General features: G+C 71.1%; 21 protein-coding genes and 1 pseudogene. 10 read left to right on the forward strand and 12 right to left on the reverse strand.

Features of this window, described 5'->3' with window-relative positions:
- Positions 1–115: 115 nt before the first annotated feature.
- The 8 genes from AOQ53_RS13860 (at position 116) to AOQ53_RS13895 (ending at position 7,794) form a co-directional block, all read left to right on the forward strand.
- On the forward strand, positions 116–925 hold the full coding sequence (locus tag AOQ53_RS13860; RefSeq protein ID WP_059417346.1) for an NAD-dependent epimerase/dehydratase family protein: 810 nt from the start codon (positions 116–118) through the stop codon (positions 923–925).
- Between the two features lie 311 nt (positions 926–1,236).
- Positions 1,237–2,004, forward strand: a complete 768-nt coding sequence (locus AOQ53_RS13865) for a DeoR/GlpR family DNA-binding transcription regulator (protein ID WP_174523283.1) — start codon at positions 1,237–1,239, stop codon at positions 2,002–2,004.
- A 77-nt stretch (positions 2,005–2,081) separates the two neighbouring features.
- Positions 2,082–3,455 (forward strand): ABC transporter substrate-binding protein, encoded by a 1,374-nt coding sequence (locus tag AOQ53_RS13870; RefSeq protein WP_059417348.1) that lies wholly within the window; start codon positions 2,082–2,084, stop codon positions 3,453–3,455.
- On the forward strand, positions 3,452–4,393 hold the full coding sequence (locus AOQ53_RS13875) for a carbohydrate ABC transporter permease (protein ID WP_059417349.1): 942 nt from the start codon (positions 3,452–3,454) through the stop codon (positions 4,391–4,393). The genes AOQ53_RS13870 and AOQ53_RS13875 overlap by 4 nt, the downstream gene beginning before the upstream one ends.
- Positions 4,390–5,241 (forward strand): carbohydrate ABC transporter permease, encoded by an 852-nt coding sequence (locus AOQ53_RS13880; protein WP_059417350.1) that lies wholly within the window; start codon positions 4,390–4,392, stop codon positions 5,239–5,241. Before AOQ53_RS13875 ends, AOQ53_RS13880 begins: the two co-directional genes overlap by 4 nt.
- The gene (locus AOQ53_RS13885) at positions 5,238–6,227 is read left to right on the forward strand and encodes a zinc-dependent alcohol dehydrogenase family protein (protein WP_059417351.1); all 990 of its coding nucleotides are present in this window, start codon (positions 5,238–5,240) and stop codon (positions 6,225–6,227) included. The genes AOQ53_RS13880 and AOQ53_RS13885 overlap by 4 nt, the downstream gene beginning before the upstream one ends.
- A gap of 72 nt (positions 6,228–6,299) precedes the next feature.
- A complete protein-coding gene (locus AOQ53_RS13890) occupies positions 6,300–6,521 on the forward strand; it encodes a hypothetical protein (protein WP_059417352.1) in 222 nt (73 codons plus the stop codon).
- A 64-nt stretch (positions 6,522–6,585) separates the two neighbouring features.
- On the forward strand, positions 6,586–7,794 hold the full coding sequence (locus tag AOQ53_RS13895; RefSeq protein WP_099054594.1) for a TerD family protein: 1,209 nt from the start codon (positions 6,586–6,588) through the stop codon (positions 7,792–7,794).
- 383 nt (positions 7,795–8,177) lie between these two features.
- Here the strand turns inward: AOQ53_RS13895 and AOQ53_RS13900 are convergent, their stop codons facing one another.
- The 3 genes and pseudogenes from AOQ53_RS13900 to AOQ53_RS46165 all read right to left on the reverse strand — a co-directional run.
- Positions 8,178–8,753 (reverse strand): TetR/AcrR family transcriptional regulator, encoded by a 576-nt coding sequence (locus AOQ53_RS13900; RefSeq protein WP_059417354.1) that lies wholly within the window; start codon positions 8,751–8,753, stop codon positions 8,178–8,180.
- Positions 8,754–8,883: 130 nt separating this feature from the next.
- Positions 8,884–9,921, reverse strand: a complete 1,038-nt coding sequence (locus AOQ53_RS13905) for a LacI family DNA-binding transcriptional regulator (RefSeq protein WP_078945301.1) — start codon at positions 9,919–9,921, stop codon at positions 8,884–8,886.
- A 57-nt stretch (positions 9,922–9,978) separates the two neighbouring features.
- A pseudogene (locus tag AOQ53_RS46165) lies at positions 9,979–10,050 on the reverse strand (VOC family protein); the annotation flags it as partial.
- Positions 10,051–10,265: 215 nt separating this feature from the next.
- On the opposite strand from AOQ53_RS46165, the gene AOQ53_RS13910 reads away from it, so the two are divergent.
- Positions 10,266–11,246 carry an RNA-guided endonuclease InsQ/TnpB family protein gene (locus tag AOQ53_RS13910; protein ID WP_059417355.1) on the forward strand — a complete coding sequence of 327 codons (981 nt, stop codon included), beginning with the start codon at positions 10,266–10,268 and terminating at the stop codon, positions 11,244–11,246.
- Here AOQ53_RS13910 and AOQ53_RS40920 read toward each other — a convergent pair.
- The 6 genes from AOQ53_RS40920 to AOQ53_RS13935 form a co-directional block, all read right to left on the reverse strand.
- A complete protein-coding gene (locus tag AOQ53_RS40920) occupies positions 11,194–11,586 on the reverse strand; it encodes a VOC family protein (protein WP_078945300.1) in 393 nt (130 codons plus the stop codon). The genes AOQ53_RS13910 and AOQ53_RS40920 overlap by 53 nt on opposite strands.
- A 96-nt stretch (positions 11,587–11,682) precedes the next feature.
- The gene (locus AOQ53_RS13915) at positions 11,683–12,735 is read right to left on the reverse strand and encodes a 1-aminocyclopropane-1-carboxylate deaminase (RefSeq protein ID WP_059417356.1); all 1,053 of its coding nucleotides are present in this window, start codon (positions 12,733–12,735) and stop codon (positions 11,683–11,685) included.
- A 37-nt stretch (positions 12,736–12,772) separates the two neighbouring features.
- The gene (locus tag AOQ53_RS13920; RefSeq protein ID WP_059417357.1) at positions 12,773–13,414 is read right to left on the reverse strand and encodes a GntR family transcriptional regulator; all 642 of its coding nucleotides are present in this window, start codon (positions 13,412–13,414) and stop codon (positions 12,773–12,775) included.
- A gap of 92 nt (positions 13,415–13,506) precedes the next feature.
- Complete coding sequence (locus tag AOQ53_RS13925; RefSeq protein WP_059417358.1) at positions 13,507–15,090, reverse strand: TROVE domain-containing protein; 1,584 nt, start codon at positions 15,088–15,090, stop codon at positions 13,507–13,509.
- Positions 15,091–15,450: 360 nt separating this feature from the next.
- Positions 15,451–16,893 carry an alkaline phosphatase PhoX gene (locus tag AOQ53_RS13930; protein ID WP_059417359.1) on the reverse strand — a complete coding sequence of 481 codons (1,443 nt, stop codon included), beginning with the start codon at positions 16,891–16,893 and terminating at the stop codon, positions 15,451–15,453.
- A gap of 180 nt (positions 16,894–17,073) precedes the next feature.
- Complete coding sequence (locus tag AOQ53_RS13935) at positions 17,074–18,492, reverse strand: hypothetical protein (RefSeq protein ID WP_059417360.1); 1,419 nt, start codon at positions 18,490–18,492, stop codon at positions 17,074–17,076.
- Positions 18,493–18,798: 306 nt separating this feature from the next.
- Between AOQ53_RS13935 and AOQ53_RS13940 the strand changes: the two genes are divergently transcribed.
- Positions 18,799–20,628: an endonuclease/exonuclease/phosphatase family protein gene (locus tag AOQ53_RS13940; protein WP_059417361.1), complete on the forward strand. Its 1,830-nt coding sequence runs from the start codon at positions 18,799–18,801 to the stop codon at positions 20,626–20,628.
- A gap of 57 nt (positions 20,629–20,685) precedes the next feature.
- Here the strand turns inward: AOQ53_RS13940 and AOQ53_RS13945 are convergent, their stop codons facing one another.
- From AOQ53_RS13945 to AOQ53_RS13955, 3 genes are all read right to left on the reverse strand, one after another.
- Positions 20,686–21,372, reverse strand: coding sequence for an antibiotic biosynthesis monooxygenase (locus tag AOQ53_RS13945; RefSeq protein ID WP_059417362.1), 687 nt, complete (start codon positions 21,370–21,372; stop codon positions 20,686–20,688).
- A gap of 456 nt (positions 21,373–21,828) precedes the next feature.
- The gene (locus tag AOQ53_RS13950) at positions 21,829–22,224 is read right to left on the reverse strand and encodes a DUF3618 domain-containing protein (protein ID WP_059417363.1); all 396 of its coding nucleotides are present in this window, start codon (positions 22,222–22,224) and stop codon (positions 21,829–21,831) included.
- Positions 22,221–22,640 (reverse strand): phage holin family protein, encoded by a 420-nt coding sequence (locus tag AOQ53_RS13955; protein WP_059417364.1) that lies wholly within the window; start codon positions 22,638–22,640, stop codon positions 22,221–22,223. Before AOQ53_RS13955 ends, AOQ53_RS13950 begins: the two co-directional genes overlap by 4 nt.
- Positions 22,641–22,797 lie beyond the last annotated feature (157 nt).

The following is a 22,797-nucleotide window of genomic DNA, read 5'->3' on the forward strand; positions in this document are numbered from 1 at the left end:
CGGATTCACTCCTTCCGCGGCATACTTGACGCGCTCCACTCCAGATCTTTAGCGTGTCCACGCTTATGAATGCCGTGCACTCATGTGCACGGTGGGAGAGTCAAGGAGACCGAGGATGCCCGCTCCCCGCACCGTCCTGCTCACCGGCGCCGCCGGCGGCCTCGGCACCCTGATGCGGGACCTGCTCCCGGACTACGGCTACGAGCTGCGGCTGCTCGACCTGCGCCCGGTCGAGGGCGCGCCGGACGCGATCACCGCCGACCTCGCCGACCAGGACGCCGTGCGCGAGGCGGTCCGCGGCGTCGACGCGATCATCCACCTCGCGGGCATCTCCCTGGAAGCCCCCTTCGAGAAGATCCTCAAGGCGAACATCGAGGGCACCTACCACCTGTACGAGGCCGCCCGCGAGGAGGGCGTCGGCCGGATCGTCTTCGCCTCCTCCAACCACGCCGTCGGCTACACCCCGCGCCCCCAGGGCGACGACCCCCTGATCCCGGTCGACACCCCCCGCCGCCCGGACACCTTCTACGGCCTGTCCAAGTGCTTCGGCGAGGACCTCGCGCAGCTCTACTGGGACAAGCACGGCCTGGAGACGGTCTCGGTGCGGATCGGCTCCTGCTTCCCCGAGCCGACCAGCGTGCGCATGCTCTCGGTGTGGATGAGTCCCGCCGACGGCGCCCGCCTCTTCCACGCGGCCCTGACCGCCGAGCACGTCGGCCACACCGTCGTCCACGGCTCCTCCGCCAACACCCGGCTGTGGTGGGACCTCACCACAGCCCGGGAGCTCGGCTACGAACCGCAGGACGACTCCGAGCCGTGGGCCGAGAAGCTCATCGCCGAGCAGGGCGAGCTGGACCCGGAGAACGAGGCGCACGCCTACCTCGGCGGCCACTTCGTGACGGACCCGCCGATCTGGCCGTACTGACCGGAAAGAGTCGTCGCGAGAGGGCGGGCGGGCAGAGAACGGGCCCGCCCGTTCGGGCATTCGGGCACGGCCCGAATACGGTCGGGCAGCGCCCTCAGGGGCGCGGGGAACTGCGCGACCAGTCACAACGCGCCCGCGGACGGCCACGAGCCCCCTCCGGCACGCGGCGTGTGTCCGGGACCGAACGGGCACACACGGGCACGAACCCTTCCGCAACAGACCTGGTCGTCGTGGAACACCCGCTGTAGAACTTCCCCATGGCCCGACCGAGGGCCCGAACGGGCAGCACAGCAGGAAGGCGGGTGACGACCATGAACAGAACAGCGGAGGAACGCCAGCGCGAGATCGTCCGCGCCGCCCGCGCGAGCGGCTCCGTCGACGTCACCGCCCTCGCCGCCGAACTGGGCGTGGCCAAGGAAACCGTACGGCGGGACCTGCGGGTCCTGGAGGACCACGGCCTGCTCCGCCGCACCCATGGCGGCGCCTACCCGGTGGAGAGCGCCGGCTTCGAGACGACGCTCGCCTTCCGCGCCACCAGCCACGTCCCCGAGAAGCGCCGCATCGCGGCCGCCGCCGCCGAACTGCTGGGCGACGCCGAGACCGTCTTCGTCGACGAGGGCTTCACCCCCCAGCTCATCGCCGAGGCACTCCCCCGGGACCGGCCGCTGACCGTGGTCACCGCGTCCCTGCCGGTCGCCGGCGCGCTCGCCGGGACCGACACCGTGTCGGTCCTGCTGCTCGGCGGCCGGGTCCGCTCCGGCACCCTCGCCACCGTCGACCACTGGACGACGAAGATGCTGGCCGGTTTCGTCGTCGACCTGGCGTACATCGGCGCCAACGGCATCTCCCGCGAACACGGCCTCACCACCCCCGACCCGGCCGTCAGCGAGGTCAAGGCCCAGGCGGTCCGGGCCGCCCGCCGCACGGTCTTCGCGGGCGTGCACACCAAGTTCGGAGCGGTCAGCTTCTGCCGGTTCGCCGAGGTCGGCTCACTGGAGACGATCGTGACGAGCACGCTTCTGCCGGCCGCCGAGGCCCACCGCTACTCACTGCTCGGCCCACAGGTCATCCGCGTCTGACCCACCGATCCCCGTCCCCGCAGGGCTCAGCCACGTCCTGCCATGCCCCTTATCTCCCCATAATCCAGGAGCGATCCATGCGAACCCAGAGCCGACGACGGCCACCGCGAGCCACGCTCGCCGCGGCCGCCGCAGGGACGCTGCTCGCCCCGCTGCTCTCCGGCTGCTGGGTCGGGGCGGGCGGGGCCGGATCCGGCGGCGACGCCATCAACGTCCTGATGGTCAACAACCCCCAGATGGTCGAGCTCCAGAAGCTCACCCGCGCCCACTTCACCGAAGAGACCGGCATCAAGGTCAACTTCACCGTCCTGCCCGAGAACGACGTCCGCGACAAGATCAGCCAGGACTTCGCCAACCAGGCCGGCCAGTACGACGTCGCCACGCTGTCCAACTACGAGATACCGATCTACGCCCGCAACGGCTGGCTGCACGAGATGAACGGCTATGTGGCCAAGGACCCGGCCTACGACGAGCAGGACATCCTGAAGCCGATGCGCCAGTCCCTCACCGGGGACGACGGCAAGCTCTACGGCCAGCCCTTCTACGGCGAGTCCTCGTTCCTGATGTACCGCAAGGACGTGTTCGAGAAGAAGGGCCTGACGATGCCCGCGCGCCCTACCTGGCAGCAGGTGGCGGGCCTCGCGGCGAAGGCGGACGGCGCCGAACCGGGCATGAAGGGCATCTGCCTGCGCGGCCTGCCCGGCTGGGGCGAGGTGATGGCCCCCCTGACCACCGTCGTGAACACCTTCGGCGGCACCTGGTTCGACAAGAACTGGAAGGCGCGGCTCGACTCCCCCGCCTTCGAGAAGGCGACGAAGTTCTATGTCGACCTGGTCCGCGAGCACGGCGAGTCCGGCGCCGCCCAGGCCGGATTCGCCGAGTGCCTGAACAACATGACCCAGGGCAAGGTCGCCATGTGGTACGACGCCACCTCCGCGGCCGGATCCCTGGAGGCGTCGAACTCCCCGGTCAAGGGCAAGGTCGGCTACGCCCCCGCACCCGTCGAGAAGACCGAGTCCTCCGGCTGGCTCTACACCTGGGCCTGGGGCATCCAGAAGGCCTCCCGCAACTCCGACGACGCCTGGAAGTTCGTCTCCTGGGCGTCCGGCAAGGAGTACGAGCAGCTGGTCGGCGACCGGATCGGCTGGTCCAACGTCCCGGCCGGCAAGCGGGCGTCGACGTACGCCAACGCCGACTACCGCAAGGAGGCCGCCGCCTTCCAGGAGATGACCAAGGAGGCCATCGAAGGGGCCCGGCCCAATGATCCCGGTGTGCAGCCGCGGCCCGCGCCCGGCATCCAGTTCGTCGGCATCCCCGAGTTCACCGACCTCGGCACCAAGGTCTCGCAGGAGATCAGCGCGGCCATCGCCGGACGCCAGTCCGTCGAATCGGCCCTGAAGAAGTCGCAGGCACTCGCCGAGAGGATCTCCGAGGAGTACGAGGGACGATGACCGCCATGACAACGGCCCCCGTGGCCGCTCCCGAGACGCGCGCTCCGGTCCGCCGGCCCTCCGCCCGCCTGCGCGCCTGGGCCACCCGCGCCCCGCTGCTCCCCGCCCTGATCTTCATGATCGTCGTCACCCAGCTGCCCTTCGTGGCCACGCTGGTGATCTCCTTCTTCGACTGGAACTCCCTCTATCCCGACGCCCGGCACTTCACGGGCCTCGACAACTACCAGGAGGTCCTCACCGACGCGGACCTGCGCCAGTCGGTGTGGACGACCGTCCTGCTGACGGTGGCGGTGGTCCTGGCCAGCCTGGTGCTGGGCCTCGTCCTGGCGCTGCTGCTGGACCGGAGGTTCCGCGGCCGGGGCATCGTGCGGACGCTGCTGATCGCACCCTTCCTGGTGGTCCCGGTCGCGGCGGCCCTGCTCTGGAAGCACGTGCTCTACAACCCCGAATACGGCCTGTTCAACGGGTTGTTGCACTATGTGGGCGGCCCACAGCCCGACTGGATCTCGAACACCCCGCTGCTCGCGGTCGAAGCGTCGCTCGTCTGGCAGTGGACGCCGTTCATGATGCTGATCCTGCTGGCCGGCCTCCAGAGCCGTGACCACCAGCAGATCGAGGCGGCCCGGGTCGACGGCGCGAGCGACTGGCAGATCTTCGTCCACCTGACGCTCCCGCATCTGCGCCGCTACCTCGAACTGGGCGCCCTGCTGGGCTCGATCTACATCGTCCAGAACTTCGACGCGGTCTTCACGATCACCTCCGGCGGCCTGGGCACCGCCAACCTCCCCTACACCGTCTACCAGAGCTTCTACCAGGCCCACGAGAACGGTCTCGCCTCGGCCGCGGGCGTCCTGGTGGTCATCGGCTCGATCGTCATCGCGACCTTCGCCCTGCGCGTGGTGTCGTCCCTGTTCCGCGAGGAGGTGTCCGGCGCATGAGCACGACCGCCCTGCGTGTCCGCCGTGTCCGAGGCAAAGGTGCGGGCCTGGGCCTGCTGGCCTGGCTGCTCGGCATCGCGTTCTTCCTGCCCATCGCGTGGATGGCGCTGACGTCCTTCCACTCCGAGCAGGACGCGGCGACCAACCCGCCCTCCTTCGCCGCTGCCCTGACCCTGGACGGCTACCGCGAGTTCTTCGGCGCGGGCGGCGGCGCGAGCCCCTGGCCGGCGCTGATCAACTCCACGGTCGCGTCCGTGGCCTCGACCCTGCTGGTCCTGCTGCTGGCCTTCCCGGCGGCGTACGCGCTGTCCATCAACCGCGTCCGCAAATGGACGGACGTCCTGTTCTTCTTCCTCTCCACCAAGATGCTGCCCGCGGTCGCGGGCCTGCTCCCGATCTACCTCTTCGCCAAGAACGCCGGGATGCTCGACAACATCTGGCTGCTGGTCATCCTCTACACCTCCATGAACCTGCCGATCGCGGTGTGGATGATGCAGTCGTTCCTCGCCGAGATCCCGGTCGCGGTGATCGAGGCGGCCCGGGTGGACGGGGCACGGCTGCCGACGGTCCTCGCACGCGTGGTGGCCCCGATCGCCCTGCCCGGCATCGCGGCGACCGCCCTGATCTGCTTCATCTTCAGCTGGAACGAACTGCTCTTCGCCCGGGTGCTGACCGGTGTGGTCGCCGAGACCGCCCCCGTCTTCCTGACCGGCTTCATCACCAGCCAGGGCCTGTTCCTGGCGAAGGTGTGCGCCGCGTCGCTCGTCATCTCCCTGCCGGTGCTCGCCGCGGGGTTCGCCGCCCAGGACAAGCTGGTCCAGGGCCTGTCGTTGGGAGCCGTGAAATGAAGGCCGCCGTCATCGAGTCCGTGGGCAGGGCCGTCGTCGCCGAGGTCCCGGACCCGACGCCAGGTCCGCGCGAGGTCGTCGTCGAGGTCGCGGCCTGCGGGCTGTGCGGCACGGACCTGCACATCCTCCAGGGCGAGTTCGCCCCCAAGCTGCCGATCGTGCCCGGGCACGAGTTCGCGGGCGAGGTGGTCGGGGTCGGCACCCAGGTCACCGAGGTGTCGGTGGGCGACCGGGTGGCGGTCGACCCCTCCCTCTACTGCTACGAGTGCCGCTACTGCCGCACCGGCCACAACAACCTCTGCGAACGCTGGGCGGCGATCGGCGTCACTACGGCGGGCGGGGCCGCGAAGTACGCCCTGGCCCCCGTGGCGAACTGCGTGAAGCTCCCCGGCCACGTCCGCACGCAGGACGCGGCCCTGGTGGAGCCCCTGTCCTGCGCGGTACGCGGCTACGACGTGCTCCGGTCCCGCCTCGGCGCGCACGTCCTGATCTACGGTTCCGGCACGATGGGCCTGATGATGCTGGAGCTGGCCAAGCGCACGGGCGCGGCGAGCGTGGACGTCGTCGACGTGAACCCGGCCCGCCTGGAGACGGCCCGCCGCCTCGGCGTCTCGGCGTCGGCAGCGGGCCCGGACGAACTCGACCGCCCGCAGGGCTGGGACCTGGTCGTCGACGCCACGGGCAACGCGGCGGCGATCCAGGACGGCCTGGACCGGGTGGCGAAGGCCGGCACGTTCCTCCAGTTCGGAGTGGCCGACTACGCGACCCGCGTGACGATCGACCCGTACCGCATCTACAACCAGGAGATCACCATCACCGGCTCGATGGCGGTGCTGCACAGCTTCGAGCGCGCGGCCGAGCTGTTCGCGAACGGGGTGCTCGACCCCGACGTCTTCATCAGCGACCGGATCCCGTTGGAGCGGTACCCGGAGGCGCTGGAACAGTTCGCGTCAGGGGTCGGCCGCAAGATCGTGATCGTGCCGTAGGGAACGGACCGCTGCGGGCGGGGCAGGCGAAATTCGCTGGGGCGCCTGCCACCGCCCCCGTACGCTCACGGCATGCCACGACCCCACGGATTCACCTATGAGCAGCACGCGGGCGGAACGGTCCGCATCACCCACCACGGCCGCCCCGCCACCACGCTGAACGGCACCCGGGCCGAGCAGTTCATCGCCGACGTCGAGGCCTCCGACCCCCAGCTCGTCATGGCCCGCTGGACCGGAAACTACAAGCGGGGCAACGAACGCACCGCCCGCGATCATCCCCGCAACCGCCGCTGACCCGAATGGGCGGCAGGTAAGGGAACGGCAAAACCGCCTCGATCGTTCACCCGGCATGACAGCTATGACCCCCGGCTCGAACATCCCCCTGTCCGCCGCCCGCGTGACGGTGGACGTCGCCGCCCCGGTGCGGCTCGACGTATCGAGCCTGCTGCTCACCGCCGACGGCAAGGTGCGCTCCGACGACGACTTCATCTTCTACAACCAGCCGTCGGGCCCGGGCGTGACGTACCGCTCGGGCGGCGGCACCACGCCCGACGCGATCGTGGTCGACACGACGGCCGTGCCCCCCGGCATCGAGAAGATCGTCGTCACGGCGAGCCCGGACGCCGCGGGCCAGACCTTCCGGGGCATCGAACCGACGGCCACGATCCGCAACGCGGACGACAGCTCCGTCCTGGCCTCGTTCACGCCCCCGCAGCTCGGTGACGAGACGGCCCTGGTGATCGTGGAGATCTACCTGCGCAACGGCCAGTGGAAGGCCCGAGCCGTCGGCCAGGGATACGCCAACGGCCTGGCGGGCATCGCCACGGACTTCGGTGTCTCGGTGGAGGAGCCGGCCGCCCCGGCCCAGCAGCCGGTGACCCCGCCGTCGGCCCCGGCGCAACCGCCGGTGGCCGCGCCGGCCCCGCCCGTCACCACGCCCGCGGCGCCCCCGGCTCCCGCCACGCCTCCGCCGCCCGCACCCGGCGCCGGGAAGATCAACCTCGACAAGGGCCGCGTAAGCCTCCAGAAGAACCAGACCGTCTCCCTGATGAAGGGCGGCCGCCCCCTGCTCTCCCAGGTCAAGATGGGCCTCGGATGGGAGCCGGCGTACCGCGGCAAGGACATCGACCTGGACGCCTCGGTCATCGCCTATGGGCCGCAGCGCAACCACATCGACAGCTGCTACTTCGGCAAGCTGTCCATCGTCGGCGGCGCGATCAAGCACTCCGGTGACAACCTCACGGGTGAGGGCGGCGGTGACGACGAGGTGATCGTGGTCGACCTCGGCCGCCTCCCGCAGGAGGTGACCGGCCTGGTCTTCACGGTCAACTCCTTCTCCGGCCAGAAGTTCACGGAGGTCGCCAAGGCCTACTGCCGCCTCCTGGACGCCACGACCGGCGAGGAACTGGTCCGTTTCGACCTCACCAGCGCCGAGCCGCAGACCGGCGTGATGATGGCCAAGCTGATCCGCCAGTTCTCCGGCGAGTGGGAGATGACGGCGATCGGCGACTTCGTGAAGTCCCGCACGGTCAGGGGAATGGTGAAGCCGGCGGCCCAGACCCTGTAACGACACACAGACGACAACTCAGCGACGCCCCCGGCCCAGCCCCATCCCCACGACCCGGTTGCCGGGGGCACGCGACGCCGTCCTGCCACGCCGACGACGCGGGGACCGCAAGCTCAAGCTCACGACGCTCCCCGACTCCGGACGGGCCGGGGCCGGCCAGGCCGCCACCACAGCGCTCACACGGCCACGAGTCTCCACGCCCACGTCAGCGGCCATGACCGCGAGGCTCGCAACAAGCCCGCGAAGCCGCCCCGGCCGTGACCACGAGCCCGCAGCAACCCCACACGCCCACCCCGGCCACAACCGCAAAGCCGCGCGGGCCTCCCAACCAACCGCACACGTGCCCCAAGAGCCCGCCGCACCACCCCGCGGCCCGCCGCCCCTCAGCCGCCACGCGGCCGCAGTCCCTCCGTCAGCAACGTCAGATAGCGGCGGATGTGTTCGCCCTCCCCGTCCGCCAGCTCCGCCGCCGTCGACACGCCGTGTGCCAGCCGCAGTACGTCGACCGGCTCGACGTCCCGCCGGAGCGTGCCCTCCTCCTGTGCTGCCCGGACCAGGCGCCCCGCAGCGCTCTTCACCGAGTCGCCGCAGGCCGTGGCCACGGTCGAGCCGCTCTGCGTGACGGCCGGGCCCAGCAGGGCTCTGAGGCCGCGCATCTGGATCATTCCGGCGCCGAGTCCGTACAGCCACTCCACCAGCGCCTCACCCGGCGGCAGTTCGGCCGCGAGTTCGTCGGCCCGGGCCGCGATCGCCTCGATGCGGTCGAGGTACGCGGCCTCCAACAGCGCGTGCCGGGTCGGGAAATGCCGGTAGAGCGTGCCGGAGCCGACGCCGGCCCGCTTGGCGATGTCGTCGAGCGACGCGCCCGCCCCGTGCTCGGCGAAGGCCTCCGCGGCCACCTTCAGCAACCGCTCGTAGTTGCGCCGAGCATCCGCCCGCATGGGCCTGACCTGCGCCATGCAGCCACTCCTCACGAACCGGGGACTCACGAACCGGGGATTCACGAACCGGGGACCCTCTCCGCACCATATCGAGAACGGCCGGCGGCCGGAGGTCCGGAACGGCCCGCCGGGCTCACGGCCGGGCGGGTCAGGCGGAGGAGCGGACCACCAGCTCGGGCACCACCCACGCGTCCGCACCCCGCAGCGGCTCCTCACCCGCGCGCAGCCGGGCCACCTGCTCCACGGCCAGCCGTCCCAGCTGCCGCTTGTCGATGTGCAGGGTGGTCAGGGCGGGGTCCACCAGTTCACCCAGGGAGAGGCCGTCGAAGCCCAGCACCGCCAGATCGTCCGGAACACTCCGGCCATGGCGGCGGGCGGTGCGCATCGCCCCGACCGCGATCAGGTCGTTGAAGCCGAAGACCGCGGTGGTCTCGGGCCGCGCCGCCAGGAGTCGTTCCATGCCGGCCTCGCCGCCGGCCACGCTGTGCTCCGGGCACACCACGACCCAGTCCTCGTCGACCGGCACTCCGAGGCGCCGCACCTGCTCCAGGAACGCCAGCCTGCGGGGGCCGGGGCCGTGCACGCCGTCCAGCATGCCGATCCTGCGGTGCCCCGCGCGGAACAGGTGGTTCAGGCCCTGCTCGACTCCGGTGGCGGCGTCGATGCCCACGGCCGCGAACCGGGTCTGCTGCGGGCCGCGCTCCAGAAGCACCAGCGGCACGCCTCCGAGGTGCCGGGTGAGGACGTCGTCCGGGTCCTTGAAATAGCCCACGACCGCGTCCGCCTGGTGGGAGAGCACGTCGAGCGCCTGCCGCTCCCTGGCCTCGTCGATCCGGGAGTCCCACACGACCACCTGCCAGCCGCGCTGTTCGGCCGCCTCCAGCACCCCGGCGGCCACCTCGGGGAAGAACGGGTTGCGCAGGTCCGGTATGACCAGGCCCGCCGTCACCGCGCCCTTCTGAACGAGTCCGCGCGCGAACCGGCTGGGCCGGTAGTCCAGGAGCCGGGCCGCCTCCAGGACCCGCTCCTTGGTGGCCGGGTCGATCTCCCCCTTGTCGTTGACCGCCCGGGAGACCGTTTGCCGTGACACCCCGGCCAGGCGTGCGACGTCGTGGATCGTGGCCCGGCGCCGGGCACCGCCGGGCCGCTCGGCATCCGGCTCCGCCCGCTGATTGTCGGTCCACACGTTCAGCACTTTATCCGGCTCCGGCCACCGCCCGGCAGGGGCGGCCGGGCGGGCCCCTCAGTCGTCGAGCTCGGTGAAGAGCGTCAGCTGGAGGGCGCCCGGGGCCTCGAGGCGGGAGTTCAGCCTGTTCTTGCAAGGAACCCCGGGGTTTCGGCCCCGGGAGGAATCGCACCTTCGGGCTCGCGGCGCGGAGCGCCGCGGTATCGCTGTGCCTGCCCGGCCGCGTAGCGGCCGGGCATCACTCGGGACGCGACGCCTCGGGACAGGGTGCACGGGTCACTCGATGGGGTGAGCAGCTGGGAACGTGTGGTGGGGTGTCGTGCGGGTGTCTACGATCGCTGATCGTGAAGCTGGTGGTGCAGGTCAGGCTGCTGCCGACGCCCGTGCAGGCGGCGGCTCTGGAGGCGACCCTGCGCGGCTGCAACGAGGCTGCCACCTGGGTGAGCCGGGTCGCCTTTGAACACGGGGAGTTCAGGAACTTCGCCCTGCGCAGGCTCACCTACGAGCAGGTCAAGTCCCGCTGGAACCTCGGTGCTCAGGCGGCCCGGCACACGATCAAGAAGACCTGCGACGCGTACGCCACGCTGAAGGCGAACCTGAGGGCGGGCCGTCTGGGGCGTCCCGGCTCAGCGCGCTACCGCCGCGCCACGCAAAAGCCCGTTGCCTTCCGTTCCTTTGGTGCTCAGCCCTACGACGACCGGATGCTGTCGTGGCAGATCGCCGGGCGGACGGTGTCGGTCTGGACCACCGGCGGGCGGATGAAGAACGTGGCTTTCACGGCATCTGTCGAGCAGCTGGCCACGCTCGCGCTGTACCGCAGGGGCGAGTCCGATCTCGTGCACAGGGACGGCATGTGGTTCCTGAACGCCACGTGCGAAATCCCCGAGGCCGAGCCGAACACCGAACCGGTGGACTTCCTCGGCATCGACCTGGGCATCGTGAACATCGCCACCACCTCGGACTCCAGCTGGTCCTTCGCCCAGCTGGGGCAGTTCATCACGTACAAGGCCCGCAAGGCCGGGGTGCCGGTCGTGCACGTCGATCCGGCGTACACCTCCCGTACCTGCGCCGAGTGCGGCCACATCGACGCAGCGAACCGGGTCTCCCAGGCCTGGTTCGCGTGCCGGTCCTGCGGATTCGTTGATCACGCGGACCGGAACAGCTCCCGCAACATCCGCGCCCGCGCGTGGGAGTTGTGGCGACGCGGGGCCCAGTCAACGGCCCCAGCCCCACCCCCGAAGTCGGTGGGAGGGGCAGGACGCAGACGCAGCATCACAGCCAGTGGCGCCCGTTGTGCGCCCGTCGCTTTAGCGACGGGTAGTTGACGGAGTTCCAGGGTGTGCGCGTGGGCCCGGCGACCACCTCGGCGCCGGCGGCGGCCAGCTTCGCCGTGGTGGCGACGGAGTCGTCCACCTGGAAGGCGACCCGACGTGCCCGGCCACCCGCCGCCCCACCTCGACCTCGTCGATGAAGGCGGCATGGTTCGGGTCGGTCAGCTCCAGGGTGGCCCGCCCGGCCTCCAGGATCGTGATCCCGCCCGCTCTCCGAGGCGAACGCGCCCTGCTCGGTCAGGCCGAGCACGTCCCGGTAGAAGTGCAGCGCGGCGTCGTAGTCGTCCGCGGTCACGACCAGACGGAGTTCTCGTACGGCTGGTTCCTCGGGCATGGGGCTCCTCCGAGAGCTGGGGTATCCGCTGACAACCCAGGGGCCGGCCGGTTGATTCCCACGCGGCCGGGGGAGGGAGGGCCCCACGGTCAGGCGTCAGAACAGCGCGCTGTACGCGTTCAGCGCCGGCTGTCCGCCCAGGTGGGCATAGAGAACCGTGGAGTCGCGGCCGATCTCGCCCCGCGAGACCAGGTCGATCATCCCGGCCATGGATTTCCCCTCGTAGACGGGGTCGGTGACCATCCCCTCCGTCCGGGCCGCGAGCCGCATCGCCGCCAGGGTGGACTCGTCGGGGATGCCGTACGTGCCCGCGTGGTACCGCTCGTCGAGTTCGACGTCGAGCTCGGTCGACTCGCGCTTGAGGCCGATGAGCTGCCCGGTGTTGTGCGCGATCCGGGCGATCTGGCCACGGGTCGCGGCGGGTTTCGCCGAGGCGTCGATGCCGAGCACGCGCCGGGGCCGCCCGCCCGCCTCCTCCAGCGCGGCGAACCCCGCGACCATGCCGGCCTGGGTGGAGCCGGTCACCGAGCACACGACCACGGTGTCGAAGAAGACGCCCAGCTCGCGCTCCTGCTCGGCGACCTCGTACGCCCACCCGGCGAAACCGAGGCCGCCGAGCGGATGGTCGGAGGCGCCGGCCGGGATGGCGTACGGCTTGCCGCCCGCCTCCTCGACCTCCCTGAGCGCCTGCTCCCAGCTCTCCTTGAACCCGATCCCGAACCCGGCCTTCACCAGCCGCACGTCGGCCCCGGCGAGGCGGCTGAGCAGGATGTTGCCGACCTTGTCGTACACGGCGTCGGGCCACTCCACCCAACTCTCCTGCACCAGCACGCACTTGAGCCCGGCCCGGGCGGCTACCGCCGCGACCTGCCGGGTGTGGTTCGACTGCACCCCGCCGATCGACACGAGCGTGTCGCAGCCCTTCGCGAGCGCGTCGGCGACCAGGTACTCCAGCTTGCGGGTCTTGTTGCCGCCGTACGCGACACCGGAATTGCAGTCCTCGCGCTTGGCCCAGAGGGCGGCCCCGCCGAGGTGCGCGGTCAGCCGCTCCAGGGGATGGACGGGCGAGGGCCCGAAGAGGAGGGGGTAACGCTCGTATGAGGCAAGGGGCGAGGAAGAGGAAGGAGACGGGGACGGGGAAAGGGACATGGTTCCTCCCGGGGTCGGGATGGGTATCGGTCCGGTCTCAGTCGGCGAGTTCTGCGAGCCCTCGCCAGATCTCAGCCGTGACGCGGACCGCCTCGGCCACGTCACCGGTCGCGCAGGCCTCGATCAGCCGCTCGTGAAGTCCGGCCGAACGGCAGCTGCCGCCCTCGCCGAAGCGCTGTCGCTCCAGGCGGCGGATGAGCGGGGTGTAGCGGGCGACGGTCGCGGCGGCCGCGCGGTTGCCGCTCACCCGGACGAGGACCTCGTGCAGCGCGTCATCGGCGCGCAGGGCTCCGTCCACGTCTCCGGCGCCGACGGCGACGGAGAACCGCTGGTTGGCGGCGCTCATCGCCTCGATGTCCGCGGCGCCCAGCCGGGACACGGCGACCCGCGTGACGAGCTCGTGCATGGCGCCGACCACGGCGGCGGCGTCCCTGACGTCGGAGGCCACGAGCGGGGTCACCCGGGTGTAGCTCTGCGGCTTGCTCTCCAGCAGCCCCTCGTCCACGAGCCGGGAGAACGCCTCCCGCACCGGCCCCCGGGACAACCCCAGCCGCTCCGCGAGCTCGGCGTCCCGCACCACGGCACCGGGTTCGATCTCCCCGGCCACGATGGCGTCCCGGATCGCCGCGTACGCACGGTCCCTGAGCAGGGTCCGGGGCACGGGCCGGATGGCTTCCATAAACTGAAATGTTAGATGTCAGTACCAGGTCTGGACAAGGGTCCGGACAAGACCGTGGCCCGCACTCCCCTCGCGGTGCGGGCCACGGTCCCTCAGGCCGCCCAGGGCCAGTCGGCGTCCCGGGAGGCCTCGATCAGCGGCACCATCCGGAAGGCGGCGTCCGTGAGGCCTGTGAAGGTGTGCCGGTTCCCGGTGCCCGACGGGCCGTGGCCCGCCCGGTATCCGGCGAGGTTCCAGGTGTAGACCGGCACGTCGGCCGGGACCTGCTCGGTCGGGTCACCCCGGTGGTGGTGCGTGTACTGCTCGTCGGTGACGATCAGCACGCGGTCGTGCTTCCGGTAGTGCCGGCGCACCGCCTCGGTGGTGTCGGTGCCGCCCAGGTCGCCGAAGCGGTCGAGGATCTTCAGCACCGACTCGCCCTTGCGGAACTTCACGCGGTCGCTCGTCGAGCCGAACTCGACCAGGTCCGCGCGCTCCGCCCGCAGCGCGAGCGCCGTGCCGAAGATCGCGGCGGCGTCGGCGCGGTTGAGCTCCGAGCGGTCGGACAGCCGCGACCAGAACATCGAGCCCGAGCGGTCCACGAGCACCAGCGTCCGGCCGGGCAGCACGGGCACGTTGGCCAGCGAGTGGCCGAGCGCCCGCTCCAGTGCGTACGACCAGCGCAGCGACGGCGTGTGCTGGTAGGCGGCGAGGTACCGGAAGGGGAACTGCCGCGAGCGCGCGACCTCCGCCGGGTCGCTGATCCGCGCGGCGACCCGCTCGGCGGCCTCGTCGGACACCCCGGCCTCGTCGAAGTTCCGCAGGTTGCGCACGAGCGCCATCGTGCCCATGGACGGGATCACGGCCTCCCAGGCCGCCTTGTCCATCGGCCCCTGGAGCCAGCCCGCCAGCGCCTCCCACGTCATCCCGGCCGCGGCCAGCCGCTCGGCACCGCCCTCGGCGGTCACGACCGCGCGCCGCTTGGCCACCGGCAGGGCCATCAGTTCGCGGTGCGCGGTGAGAACGCGGTCCGACGCGGGCGGCACCGCGGTGTCGGGGTGGTGCCGCCGGTCGAGGGCGTACCGGAACAGCTCGCCCTGCCACGGCTTGTCCGGGTCCGGGGCGGCGTGCACGAGGTTGAGGATGTCGCCGAAGCGGTAGCCCTTGGAGGCGGTGTCGTACTTCAGCAGCGCCTTGCCGTGGTAGAGCCGGCGCACGGCGTCGGCGATGCCCCGCTTGACCGGCTTGGGCACGTTGCGGCCGTACATCGCCGTCCAGTACGCGAGCAGTTCACCGGGCTCGTCGGGCCGCTGGAGCACGGAGGCGACCACCTGCCGGTTGGCCGGGCCGCCGGTCGCGCCCGCGTCCAGGCGGGCCTTGACGTACTCGGCGGCGCCGACCACGGAGGCCGTACGCAGGTTGCCCTCGCCGCGCAGCCAGCCGAGCAGGCCGGCCGTCCACGCCGGGTCGGTGACGGCGAGCTCGCGCACGAGCTTCGCGAAGCGGTCGTCGCGGTCGGCGCCGGTCTCGTAGAAGGTCTGCTGCGAAACGAAGTTGGACACAGCCAGCAGGAAGAGCTCGGAGCGTGTGTCACGTTCGCGGCCCCGGCCGCCCTCGTACGTGCGCAGCACACGCCCGGTGGAGGTCACGCGGGAGACGGGACGCGCCCGCGCCGCCTTGCTGTTGAATCGCGCCATGATGAATTCCCCCGAATTCTTTACAGGTTGCCGAAGTCTTCGCAGATTTCGGGGGAAGCGCGCATGAGAAAGGTGGGTGCCCGAGAACAGAAGTCGGCGACGGACTTATCCGGATGCTCTGCCGATTGAGCTACAGCGACCCGAAGTCGCTGACGGGACTCGAACCCGCAACCTTCCGATCAAATGAAGTAACCGTTGCCTGCGCACCGGGCACCCACCCCATGCTGCGCCTCCCGAGATCAAGTCGGCGGCGGCGTCGGATTCTTTGGAAGAGAAGTAGCCGCTGCCATCGCACCGGGAGGTGCGTGACGTTGTGATCTCACTGTAGGAGGCGCAGTGCGGGGCCTGCGAGCGAATTAATTACCGCTTCTGCCGCTTCCAGGGGCCGGTGATGGCGAGCAGGATGCCCGGGTCCTGGATGTTGGCGTAAAGGGTCTTGCCGTCGGGTGAGAAGGTGACACCGGCGAACTCGCTGTACTCCGGCTCCTCTTCGGTGCCGACGTTCAGGTCGTTGCGGGCGATCGGGTAGGTGCGGCCGCTCTCGGTGGCGCCGAAGAGGTGCGAGACGCCCTCGCCGTCCTCGGCCAGGACGATGCCGCCGTACGGGGAGACGGTGATGTTGTCGGGGCCGTCGAACGCGCCGTCCTCGGACGGGTCGGGGTTCACGCCGAGCAGGACCTTCAGCGTCAGCGTCCGGCGCCTGGGGTCGTAGAACCAGACCTGGCCGTCGTGCTGGACGGGGCTCTCCTCACGGGCGTACGAGGAGACGATGTAGGCACCCCCGTCGCCCCACCACATGCCCTCCAGCTTGCGGGCGCGGGTGACCTCCCCGTCACCGAACTGCTCGCGCACCGGCGTGGTGCGGGCGTCGCGGTCGGGTACGTCCACCCAGTCGACGCCGTAGACGGTGCCGGTCTTCGTGGCGCGGGACAGGTCGTCGACGAACCGGCCGCCGGAGTCGTAGCACTTGGGCGCCTGGAGGACACCGGCGTCATCCGCGAGCTCGCGGAACTTCCCGGGGCCGTACGCGAAGCCCTTGGGCGGGGTCCAGCGGTAGAAGAGGCCGTTGGGCTCGTCGTCGTCCTCGGTGAGGTAGGCGTGGCCGCGCCTGGGGTCGATGACGACGGCCTCGTGGTCGTAGCGGCCGAAGAACTTCAGCGGCTTGGGGCTGCGGTTGGCGCGCCGGTCGGAGGGGTCGACCTCGAAGACGTAGCCGTGGTCCTTGGTCATGCCGTTGACGCCGGCCCTGTCGGAGTTCTCCTCGCAGGTGAGCCAGGTGCCCCATGGCGTACTGCCGCCGGCGCAGTTGGTGGAGGTGCCCGCGATGCCGACCCACTCCGCGACCCGTCCGTCGGGGCGTATCTCGACGACCGTGCAGCCACCGGCGGCGGCCGGGTCGTAGACGAGGCCCTCGGTGAGCGGCACCGGGTACTTCCAGTTGGCCCGCGGGCCCTTCAGCTCGTGGTTGTTGACGAGCAGGGTGGTACCGCGGGGGCCGTCGAAGGTGGCGGTGCCGTCGTGGTTGGACGGCGTGAACTCACCGGACTCCAGCTTCGTCCTGCCGCTGTAGGTGATGATCCGGTACGTGAAGCCGGCGGGCAGGGCGAGGATGCCCTTGGGGTCGGGGACGAGCGGCCCGTAACCGACTGGGTGCCGGGCGTCCGCCGCGCCCTCCGCACTGTCGGTGTCGTAGGACGCGAGGGCGTTGGGCGCGGTGGCGAGGGCGCCGACGCTGCCCGCCAGCGCGACACCGGCACCGGTGATCGCGGAGGTTCTGGCGAAGTCCCTGCGGGTGAGCGACATGGGTGTCTCCTGTGACGGTGGGTATGCCGTGGAGGGTGGCGGACCTCGTTCCGCAACACCGTCTCGCTCATCCGTGAACAGGGGTTGAACAGCGCACCAAGGGGCGCGGGACTGTATCCATATGCGGCTCCGCCGCGTGGGCGCGACAAGCCACGACGGCGCCGCACCCGCAAAGCGGCATCAACCACCCTGTTGCGACCGCGCCTTGAAGGCCGCCTTCCGCGCTTCCTTGGCGACCTTCTTGTCCGGATGCAACCGCCCCATCGCTTCCAGCACGTCTGCCGTCGCAGGGTGGTCAACCCGCCACACGGCCGCGAAGAACCCACTGTGCTGCTGCGCGAGCCCCTCCACCAGCGCCCGCAGTTCCTCGGAGTTCCCCTCCGCGGCCAGCTGCGCGGCCACCGTGTCGATGGTCAGCCAGTACACCATCGCCTCGGAAGGCGGGGGCACGTCCACCGCGCCGTGCTCGGTCAGCCACACCCGGGCGAGCCCGCCCAGCTCGGCGTCGTCGAGCACCTCCCGCAGCGCCGGCCCGGCCGAGGCACCGACCAGCGACAAGGCCTGCTGGCACCTGAGCCGCCGCAGCGGCGCCCCGGCATCGGAGCCCCGCGCCGCCGCCAGCAACTCCCGTGCCGCGGCGAGCGATTCCCGGCGCTCCAGCCACTGCTCGGTCTCGGCCTGCGCCGCACCCGGCGGGAACGCCGCCGTGCCGTCGAGCAGCGCGTCGGCTCCCTTGTCCGCGAGGTCTCCGACGGCCGGTGCCTCGAATCCGGCCTCCAGCAGCCGGGCACGCAGGCCGTACACCCCGAGCGGGGTGAGCCGGACCATGCCGTACCGGGAGACGTCGGTGTCGTCGACGGGCGCCGCGGGCTCCTCGTCGGCCTCGGCCATGAGCGTCTCGTCCACGGGCTGGTACGCCACGAGCCCCACCGGCTCCAGCATCCGGAACTGGTCGTCCAGCCGCATCATCGCGTCGGACACCTGCTCCAGGACGTCGTTGGTCGGCTCGCCCATGTCGCTGGGCACGATCACCGACGCGGCCAGCGCGGGCAGCGGCACCGGAGCTCCGGCGGGTGTGTCCTCGCCGGCGGTCAGCAGGTAGAGGTTGCCGAGCACCCCGTCGAGGAACTCGGCCTCGGCCTCCGGGTCCCAGTCGAGGGCGGAGAGGTCGACCTCGCCGCCCTCGGCCACGAGACCGTCGAGGTCGGGCACGCTCGCGTCGGCGAGCACCGTCTCCAGGGCCGCGAGCCACACCGCGAGCACGTCCTGCGGCGAGCCGCCGGTGAGCAGCGCCATGTCCTCGCCCGCCGTGACGGTGCCCTCCTCCTCGTCGACGATCTCGACGAGCCCGGTGTCCAGGGCCACCCGCCACGCCTCGCTGGCGTCGGCGGCGGCGTCGTCCCCGCTCAGTCCGAGCACCTCGGCGGCCGCGGGCAGCTGCTCGTCGACGAGCCCGCCCCCGGCGTCGACCCGGGTCTCCGGCCCGGCCCAGCGGGCCAGCCGGGCGGCCCGGGACAGCAACGGCGTGGACAGTGCGTCGCGCGCCAGCTCCGCTTCGGGGTGCAGCCGCACCGGCGGCAGGGGGGAGCTGTCTGACATCGGCTGTTTCTCCTAGGGCGCCTCATACGACTCAGCCGCTCAGCCTAGACGGATTTACACCTATGCCGCCTACTTCATGTCCCCGTCAGGAGCTGTACATGGCCGAAACCTTGACAAGTGACCTGAGCAGGCTGGAGATTGACGCGCGTAGAAGTCGGCGGACACTTGTTCACCGGGCCGGCCCCACCAGACCCGCCCGTCCACCGCCTTCTACGCGCGTCACACTGCCCGCCCCACAGGTAGCGGCAGACAGTCCACGCACCACCCTCGTCCCGGCGCCCTGTCACGTCCCCGGAGGGAACCCCGTTGCCGAGCAAGTCGTCCGCGCGCCTCGCCGCGCTCACCGTCGCCGCCGCGTGCTCCGCGGCATCCACGATCGTCCTCACCACCCCGGCCCACGCGGACCCGGTCCGCATCCACGACATCCAGGGCGTCACCCGGACGTCCCCGTACGCCGGCAAGCAGGTCACGGACGTGACCGGAATCGTCACCGGCATCCGGACCTACGGCCAGTCCCGCGGCTTCTGGATGCAAGACCCGAACCCGGACGCCGACCCGGCGACCAGCGAGGGCGTCTTCGTCTTCACCGGCTCGACGCCGAAGGGGGTCGCCGTCGGTGACTCCGTCAGGGTCAGCGGCACGGTCTCGGAGTACGTCCCCGGCGGCACCGCCTCCGGCAACCAGTCCCTGACGGAGATCACCAAGCCGACGACCACGGTCGTCTCCAGCGGCAACCGGCTCCCCGCCGCCACGACGGTCGACGCGAGGTCGGTCCCCGCCGCCTACGCCCCGGCCGGCGACACCACGGCGAACGGCTCGATCAACGCCCTCCCCCTCAAGCCCGCGAAGTACGCCCTGGACCACTACGAGGCACTGGAGGGCATGACCGTCCGCGTCACCGACACCCGTGTCGTGGGCGCCACCGACCCGTACACCGAACTCTGGGTGACGGTGAAGCCGCACGAGAACCGCAGCCGCAACGGCGGCACGGTCTACGGCTCCTATGACGCCCAGAACACCGGCCGCCTCCAGATCCAGTCCCTCGGTGCGGCGGCGGACTTCCCGAAGGCGAACGTCGGCGACACGCTCACCGGCACGACGGCGGGCCCGCTGGACTACAACCAGTTCGGCGGCTACACCCTGGTCGCGAGCGAACTCGGAACGCTCAAGTCCGCGGATCTGAAGCGTGAGACGACGCGCAAGCAGCGCTCCTCGGAACTCGCGGTCGCCACCTACAACGTCGAGAACCTCGACCCGACCGACGACACCTTCGCCGAGCACGCCTCCGCGATCGTGAACAACCTGAAGTCGCCGGACATCGTGTCCCTGGAGGAGATCCAGGACAACAACGGCGCGGAGAACGACGGTACGGTCGCCGCCGACCAGACCATGACCAAGCTGATCGACGCGATCGTCGCGGCCGGCGGCCCGACGTACGACTGGCGCTCGATCGACCCGGCCGACAAGGCCGACGGCGGTGAGCCCGGCGGCAACATCCGCCAGGCGTTCCTGTTCAACCCGGAGCGGGTCTCCTTCACGGACCGCGCGGGCGGCGACGCCACGGCGGCGACCGGCGTGACTAAGATCCGCGGCAAGGCGCACCTGACGCTCAGCCCCGGGCGGATCGCCCCCGCCGACGAGGCCTGGAGGAACAGCCGCAAGCCGCTGGCCGGCGAGTTCGTCTTCCGCGGCCGTACGGTCTTCGTGATCGCCAACCACTTCAACTCCAAGGGCGGCGACCAGGGCCTGACCTCCCAGTACCAGCCGCCGGCCCGCAGCTCCGAGACCCAGCGCCACCAGCAGGCCACGCTGGTGAACGCCTTCGTCAAGGACATCCTCGACACCCAGAAGAACGCGGACGTCATCGCCCTGGGCGACATCAACGACTTCGAGTTCTCCGGCACCACCAGGATCCTCGAGGGCCGGGGCGAACTCTGGTCGGCGATCAAGTCGCTGCCCAGGAGCGAGCGTTACTCGTACGTCTATCAGGGCAACAGCCAGGTCCTCGACCAGATCCTGATCAGCCCGTCGATCCGCCGCGACTGCGACTTCGAGTACGACAGCGTGCACGTCAACGCGGAGTTCAACGACCAGATCAGCGACCACGACCCGCAGGTCCTGCGCTTCCGCCCGTAACTCCTCGGCCACGGGCCGGCTGGACCAGAGCGTCCAGCCGGCCCCGCGGCACCGCACTCACCCGGGGACGAGCCCCAGGGCATGCCGGTACCGGCTCCCGCTCGATCCCCTCACCCCCGGGTACGTCCGCACCCGCTCCCACGTGCCGGTCCCGGGCGCCGCCAAGGCCTCGTCATAGGCTTGGCCGCTCTCCCACTCGGCGTAGTTCAGCACGTGCCCGCCATCGGTACTCAGATGGAAATGAGCGGAGATCAGCCCGGCGTTCCCTTCCGGATCGTCACCCAGGGCCTTGAGCACGAGATCGACCCACTCCTCCCGCCGCTCCCCGGCCGCTTCCTCGAAGTCGACCCGCACGGTGACGATCAGGCCGGGCACCCGCACGTCCCCGACGGCCCGCTCGAGGCTGCGGTACCGCCGGTACCGCTCGAGGCTCACCCGCTCGATGCCCGGCACGGCGGTGTCGATCTCGTCGACCCGCTCCTGCCGATGAACTTTGAAGAAGGTCTCGTACCCCTGCTCGTCGCTCCACTGCGAGTAGTGCATCAACGTGGACCCGTCGTGCCCCGCGTAGACGTGGTACCCCAGCAGATCACCGGTGGGCCACGGCCACCGCTCCCACGTCCGCCCGATCGCCTCCACGGTCTGCCGTTGCCGCTCTGGTGTACCGACCCGCCAGGTGCTGAAGAAGGGAGCACCGATCCGGGTGTCGGTGAGGTCGGGGTGCTGCTCGGTTCGAGGGCTCATTGAACACTCCAGTCATATGCGCCGGTTGCCTGCGCACCCCACCTTTCAACCTCGACCAAGGTTGAGGTCAAGCGAGGGGTGTCGCAGGGCCCGGCGCTTCCAGGTGCTCAACGTCCGTGCTGAGGGCGGGTGGGTCCGCAGACCGGCGGAACGGGGTGCCGCTGCGCCCACCCGTGCCGCACCCAGCGGCACGGGTGGGCGCAGCGAGGCGGGATTGGCGGTCCGCGGCGGGGGCCTGCGGCGGCTGAGCGGAACCCCGCAGCTCAGCCGAGACGCAGCCGCACCCGCGCACGCCGAGAAGGGGACGTGTCGGGATGTGTCCGCCCGCAGCGGTTGGCGCGTCAACGCCAGTCAGCTGGTGTGGGACTCCATCGCGCCGTTCGAGGACGGACGCCCCCGACGCGGCCCCGACCCATCACCACCGCGCAGGCGCAAACGGCCCGCCCTCCACCCCGCTCAGCGATACCAGCGCTGCCAGCGATGCCCGCGAGTCACATGCTGCCGCCGCCGCAACACCTCGACAGCAACGACCGCAGCCCCCGCAGCCGCCCCGGCGACCAGCACCGGCTTCGGGTGCCGCATCCCGGCCTGAACGACACCGCGCACCGGCCGAGGCCCCGCATGCGTCGCCTTGTCGTGCACCGTGTGCCCGGCCTGCGCGGCGCTGCTCCGCAACTGCACCGTCATCGCCCCGGCCTTGTCCCGGAGATCGGCCGCCCGAGCCCGCGCACGCCCCTTCACGTCCGCCTTTCCCGCCAACTCCTCCACGGTGTTGCCGAGTTCACTACGGGTCCGCTCGATCTGCTGCCGCAGTTCATCGGGCCCCTTGGCCCCACCCGTCGCGTCCGTCATCGATGTGCCCTTTCCCTGATCTCCTCCACGTCGGCCCTGACACTGCCGAGAGCCTCCTCAGGCGTGGGAGGCGTGGCCCGGCGCAACTGCCCCCGGCCGGCAGCGGCCAGCACGGCCGCGATCACGAACAGCACCCCCGTCACGATGAGCGCCGCGGCCCAGACGGGCAGCACCAGCGAGAGGGCGGCGACACCCGTCCCGGCCAGCGCGAGCAGCCCGGCGTAGGCGACGGCACCCGCCGCACCGAGCAGCCCACCGCCACGCCCCGCACGCCGGCCCTTCTCGGCCAGCTCTTCCTTCGCGAGAGCCACTTCCTGCCGGACGAGCCGGGAGAGCTGCTCCGAGGCCTGTGAGACGAGCTCGCCCACGGAGTGGCGCTCGTCGTGCACGGCCCGATGATCGATGGTCCCGGTCACGGTGTTCCGCCTCCTCTCGAAGTAGGAACCCCGAGTACCCGGCCCACCCCCCGCCACCCCCCCCCCCCCCCCCCCCCCCCCCCACCCGGCCCCCCCCCCCCCCCCCCCACCCCCCCCCCCCCCCCCCCCCCCCCCCCCCCCCCCCCCCCCCCCCCCC

It is taken from the genome of Streptomyces azureus, assembly GCF_001270025.1.
Lineage (GTDB): Bacteria > Actinomycetota > Actinomycetes > Streptomycetales > Streptomycetaceae > Streptomyces > Streptomyces azureus.

Excerpts from the sequence above, each read along its gene's own strand:
- AOQ53_RS13860 (WP_059417346.1), top strand. The coding sequence starts at position 116 with ATGCCCGCTCCCCGCACCGTCCTGCTCACCGGCGCCGCCGGCGGCCTC.
- AOQ53_RS13865 (WP_174523283.1), top strand. The coding sequence starts at position 1,237 with ATGAACAGAACAGCGGAGGAACGCCAGCGCGAGATCGTCCGCGCCGCC.
- AOQ53_RS13870 (WP_059417348.1), top strand. The coding sequence starts at position 2,082 with ATGCGAACCCAGAGCCGACGACGGCCACCGCGAGCCACGCTCGCCGCG.
- AOQ53_RS13875 (WP_059417349.1), top strand. The coding sequence starts at position 3,452 with ATGACCGCCATGACAACGGCCCCCGTGGCCGCTCCCGAGACGCGCGCT.
- AOQ53_RS13880 (WP_059417350.1), top strand. The coding sequence starts at position 4,390 with ATGAGCACGACCGCCCTGCGTGTCCGCCGTGTCCGAGGCAAAGGTGCG.
- AOQ53_RS13885 (WP_059417351.1), top strand. The coding sequence starts at position 5,238 with ATGAAGGCCGCCGTCATCGAGTCCGTGGGCAGGGCCGTCGTCGCCGAG.
- AOQ53_RS13890 (WP_059417352.1), top strand. The coding sequence starts at position 6,300 with ATGCCACGACCCCACGGATTCACCTATGAGCAGCACGCGGGCGGAACG.
- AOQ53_RS13895 (WP_099054594.1), top strand. The coding sequence starts at position 6,586 with ATGACCCCCGGCTCGAACATCCCCCTGTCCGCCGCCCGCGTGACGGTG.
- AOQ53_RS13900 (WP_059417354.1), bottom strand. The coding sequence starts at position 8,753 with ATGGCGCAGGTCAGGCCCATGCGGGCGGATGCTCGGCGCAACTACGAG.
- AOQ53_RS40920 (WP_078945300.1), bottom strand. The coding sequence starts at position 11,586 with ATGCCCGAGGAACCAGCCGTACGAGAACTCCGTCTGGTCGTGACCGCG.
- AOQ53_RS13915 (WP_059417356.1), bottom strand. The coding sequence starts at position 12,735 with ATGTCCCTTTCCCCGTCCCCGTCTCCTTCCTCTTCCTCGCCCCTTGCC.
- AOQ53_RS13920 (WP_059417357.1), bottom strand. The coding sequence starts at position 13,414 with ATGGAAGCCATCCGGCCCGTGCCCCGGACCCTGCTCAGGGACCGTGCG.
- AOQ53_RS13925 (WP_059417358.1), bottom strand. The coding sequence starts at position 15,090 with ATGGCGCGATTCAACAGCAAGGCGGCGCGGGCGCGTCCCGTCTCCCGC.
- AOQ53_RS13930 (WP_059417359.1), bottom strand. The coding sequence starts at position 16,893 with ATGTCGCTCACCCGCAGGGACTTCGCCAGAACCTCCGCGATCACCGGT.
- AOQ53_RS13935 (WP_059417360.1), bottom strand. The coding sequence starts at position 18,492 with ATGTCAGACAGCTCCCCCCTGCCGCCGGTGCGGCTGCACCCCGAAGCG.
- AOQ53_RS13945 (WP_059417362.1), bottom strand. The coding sequence starts at position 21,372 with ATGAGCCCTCGAACCGAGCAGCACCCCGACCTCACCGACACCCGGATC.
- AOQ53_RS13950 (WP_059417363.1), bottom strand. The coding sequence starts at position 22,224 with ATGACGGACGCGACGGGTGGGGCCAAGGGGCCCGATGAACTGCGGCAG.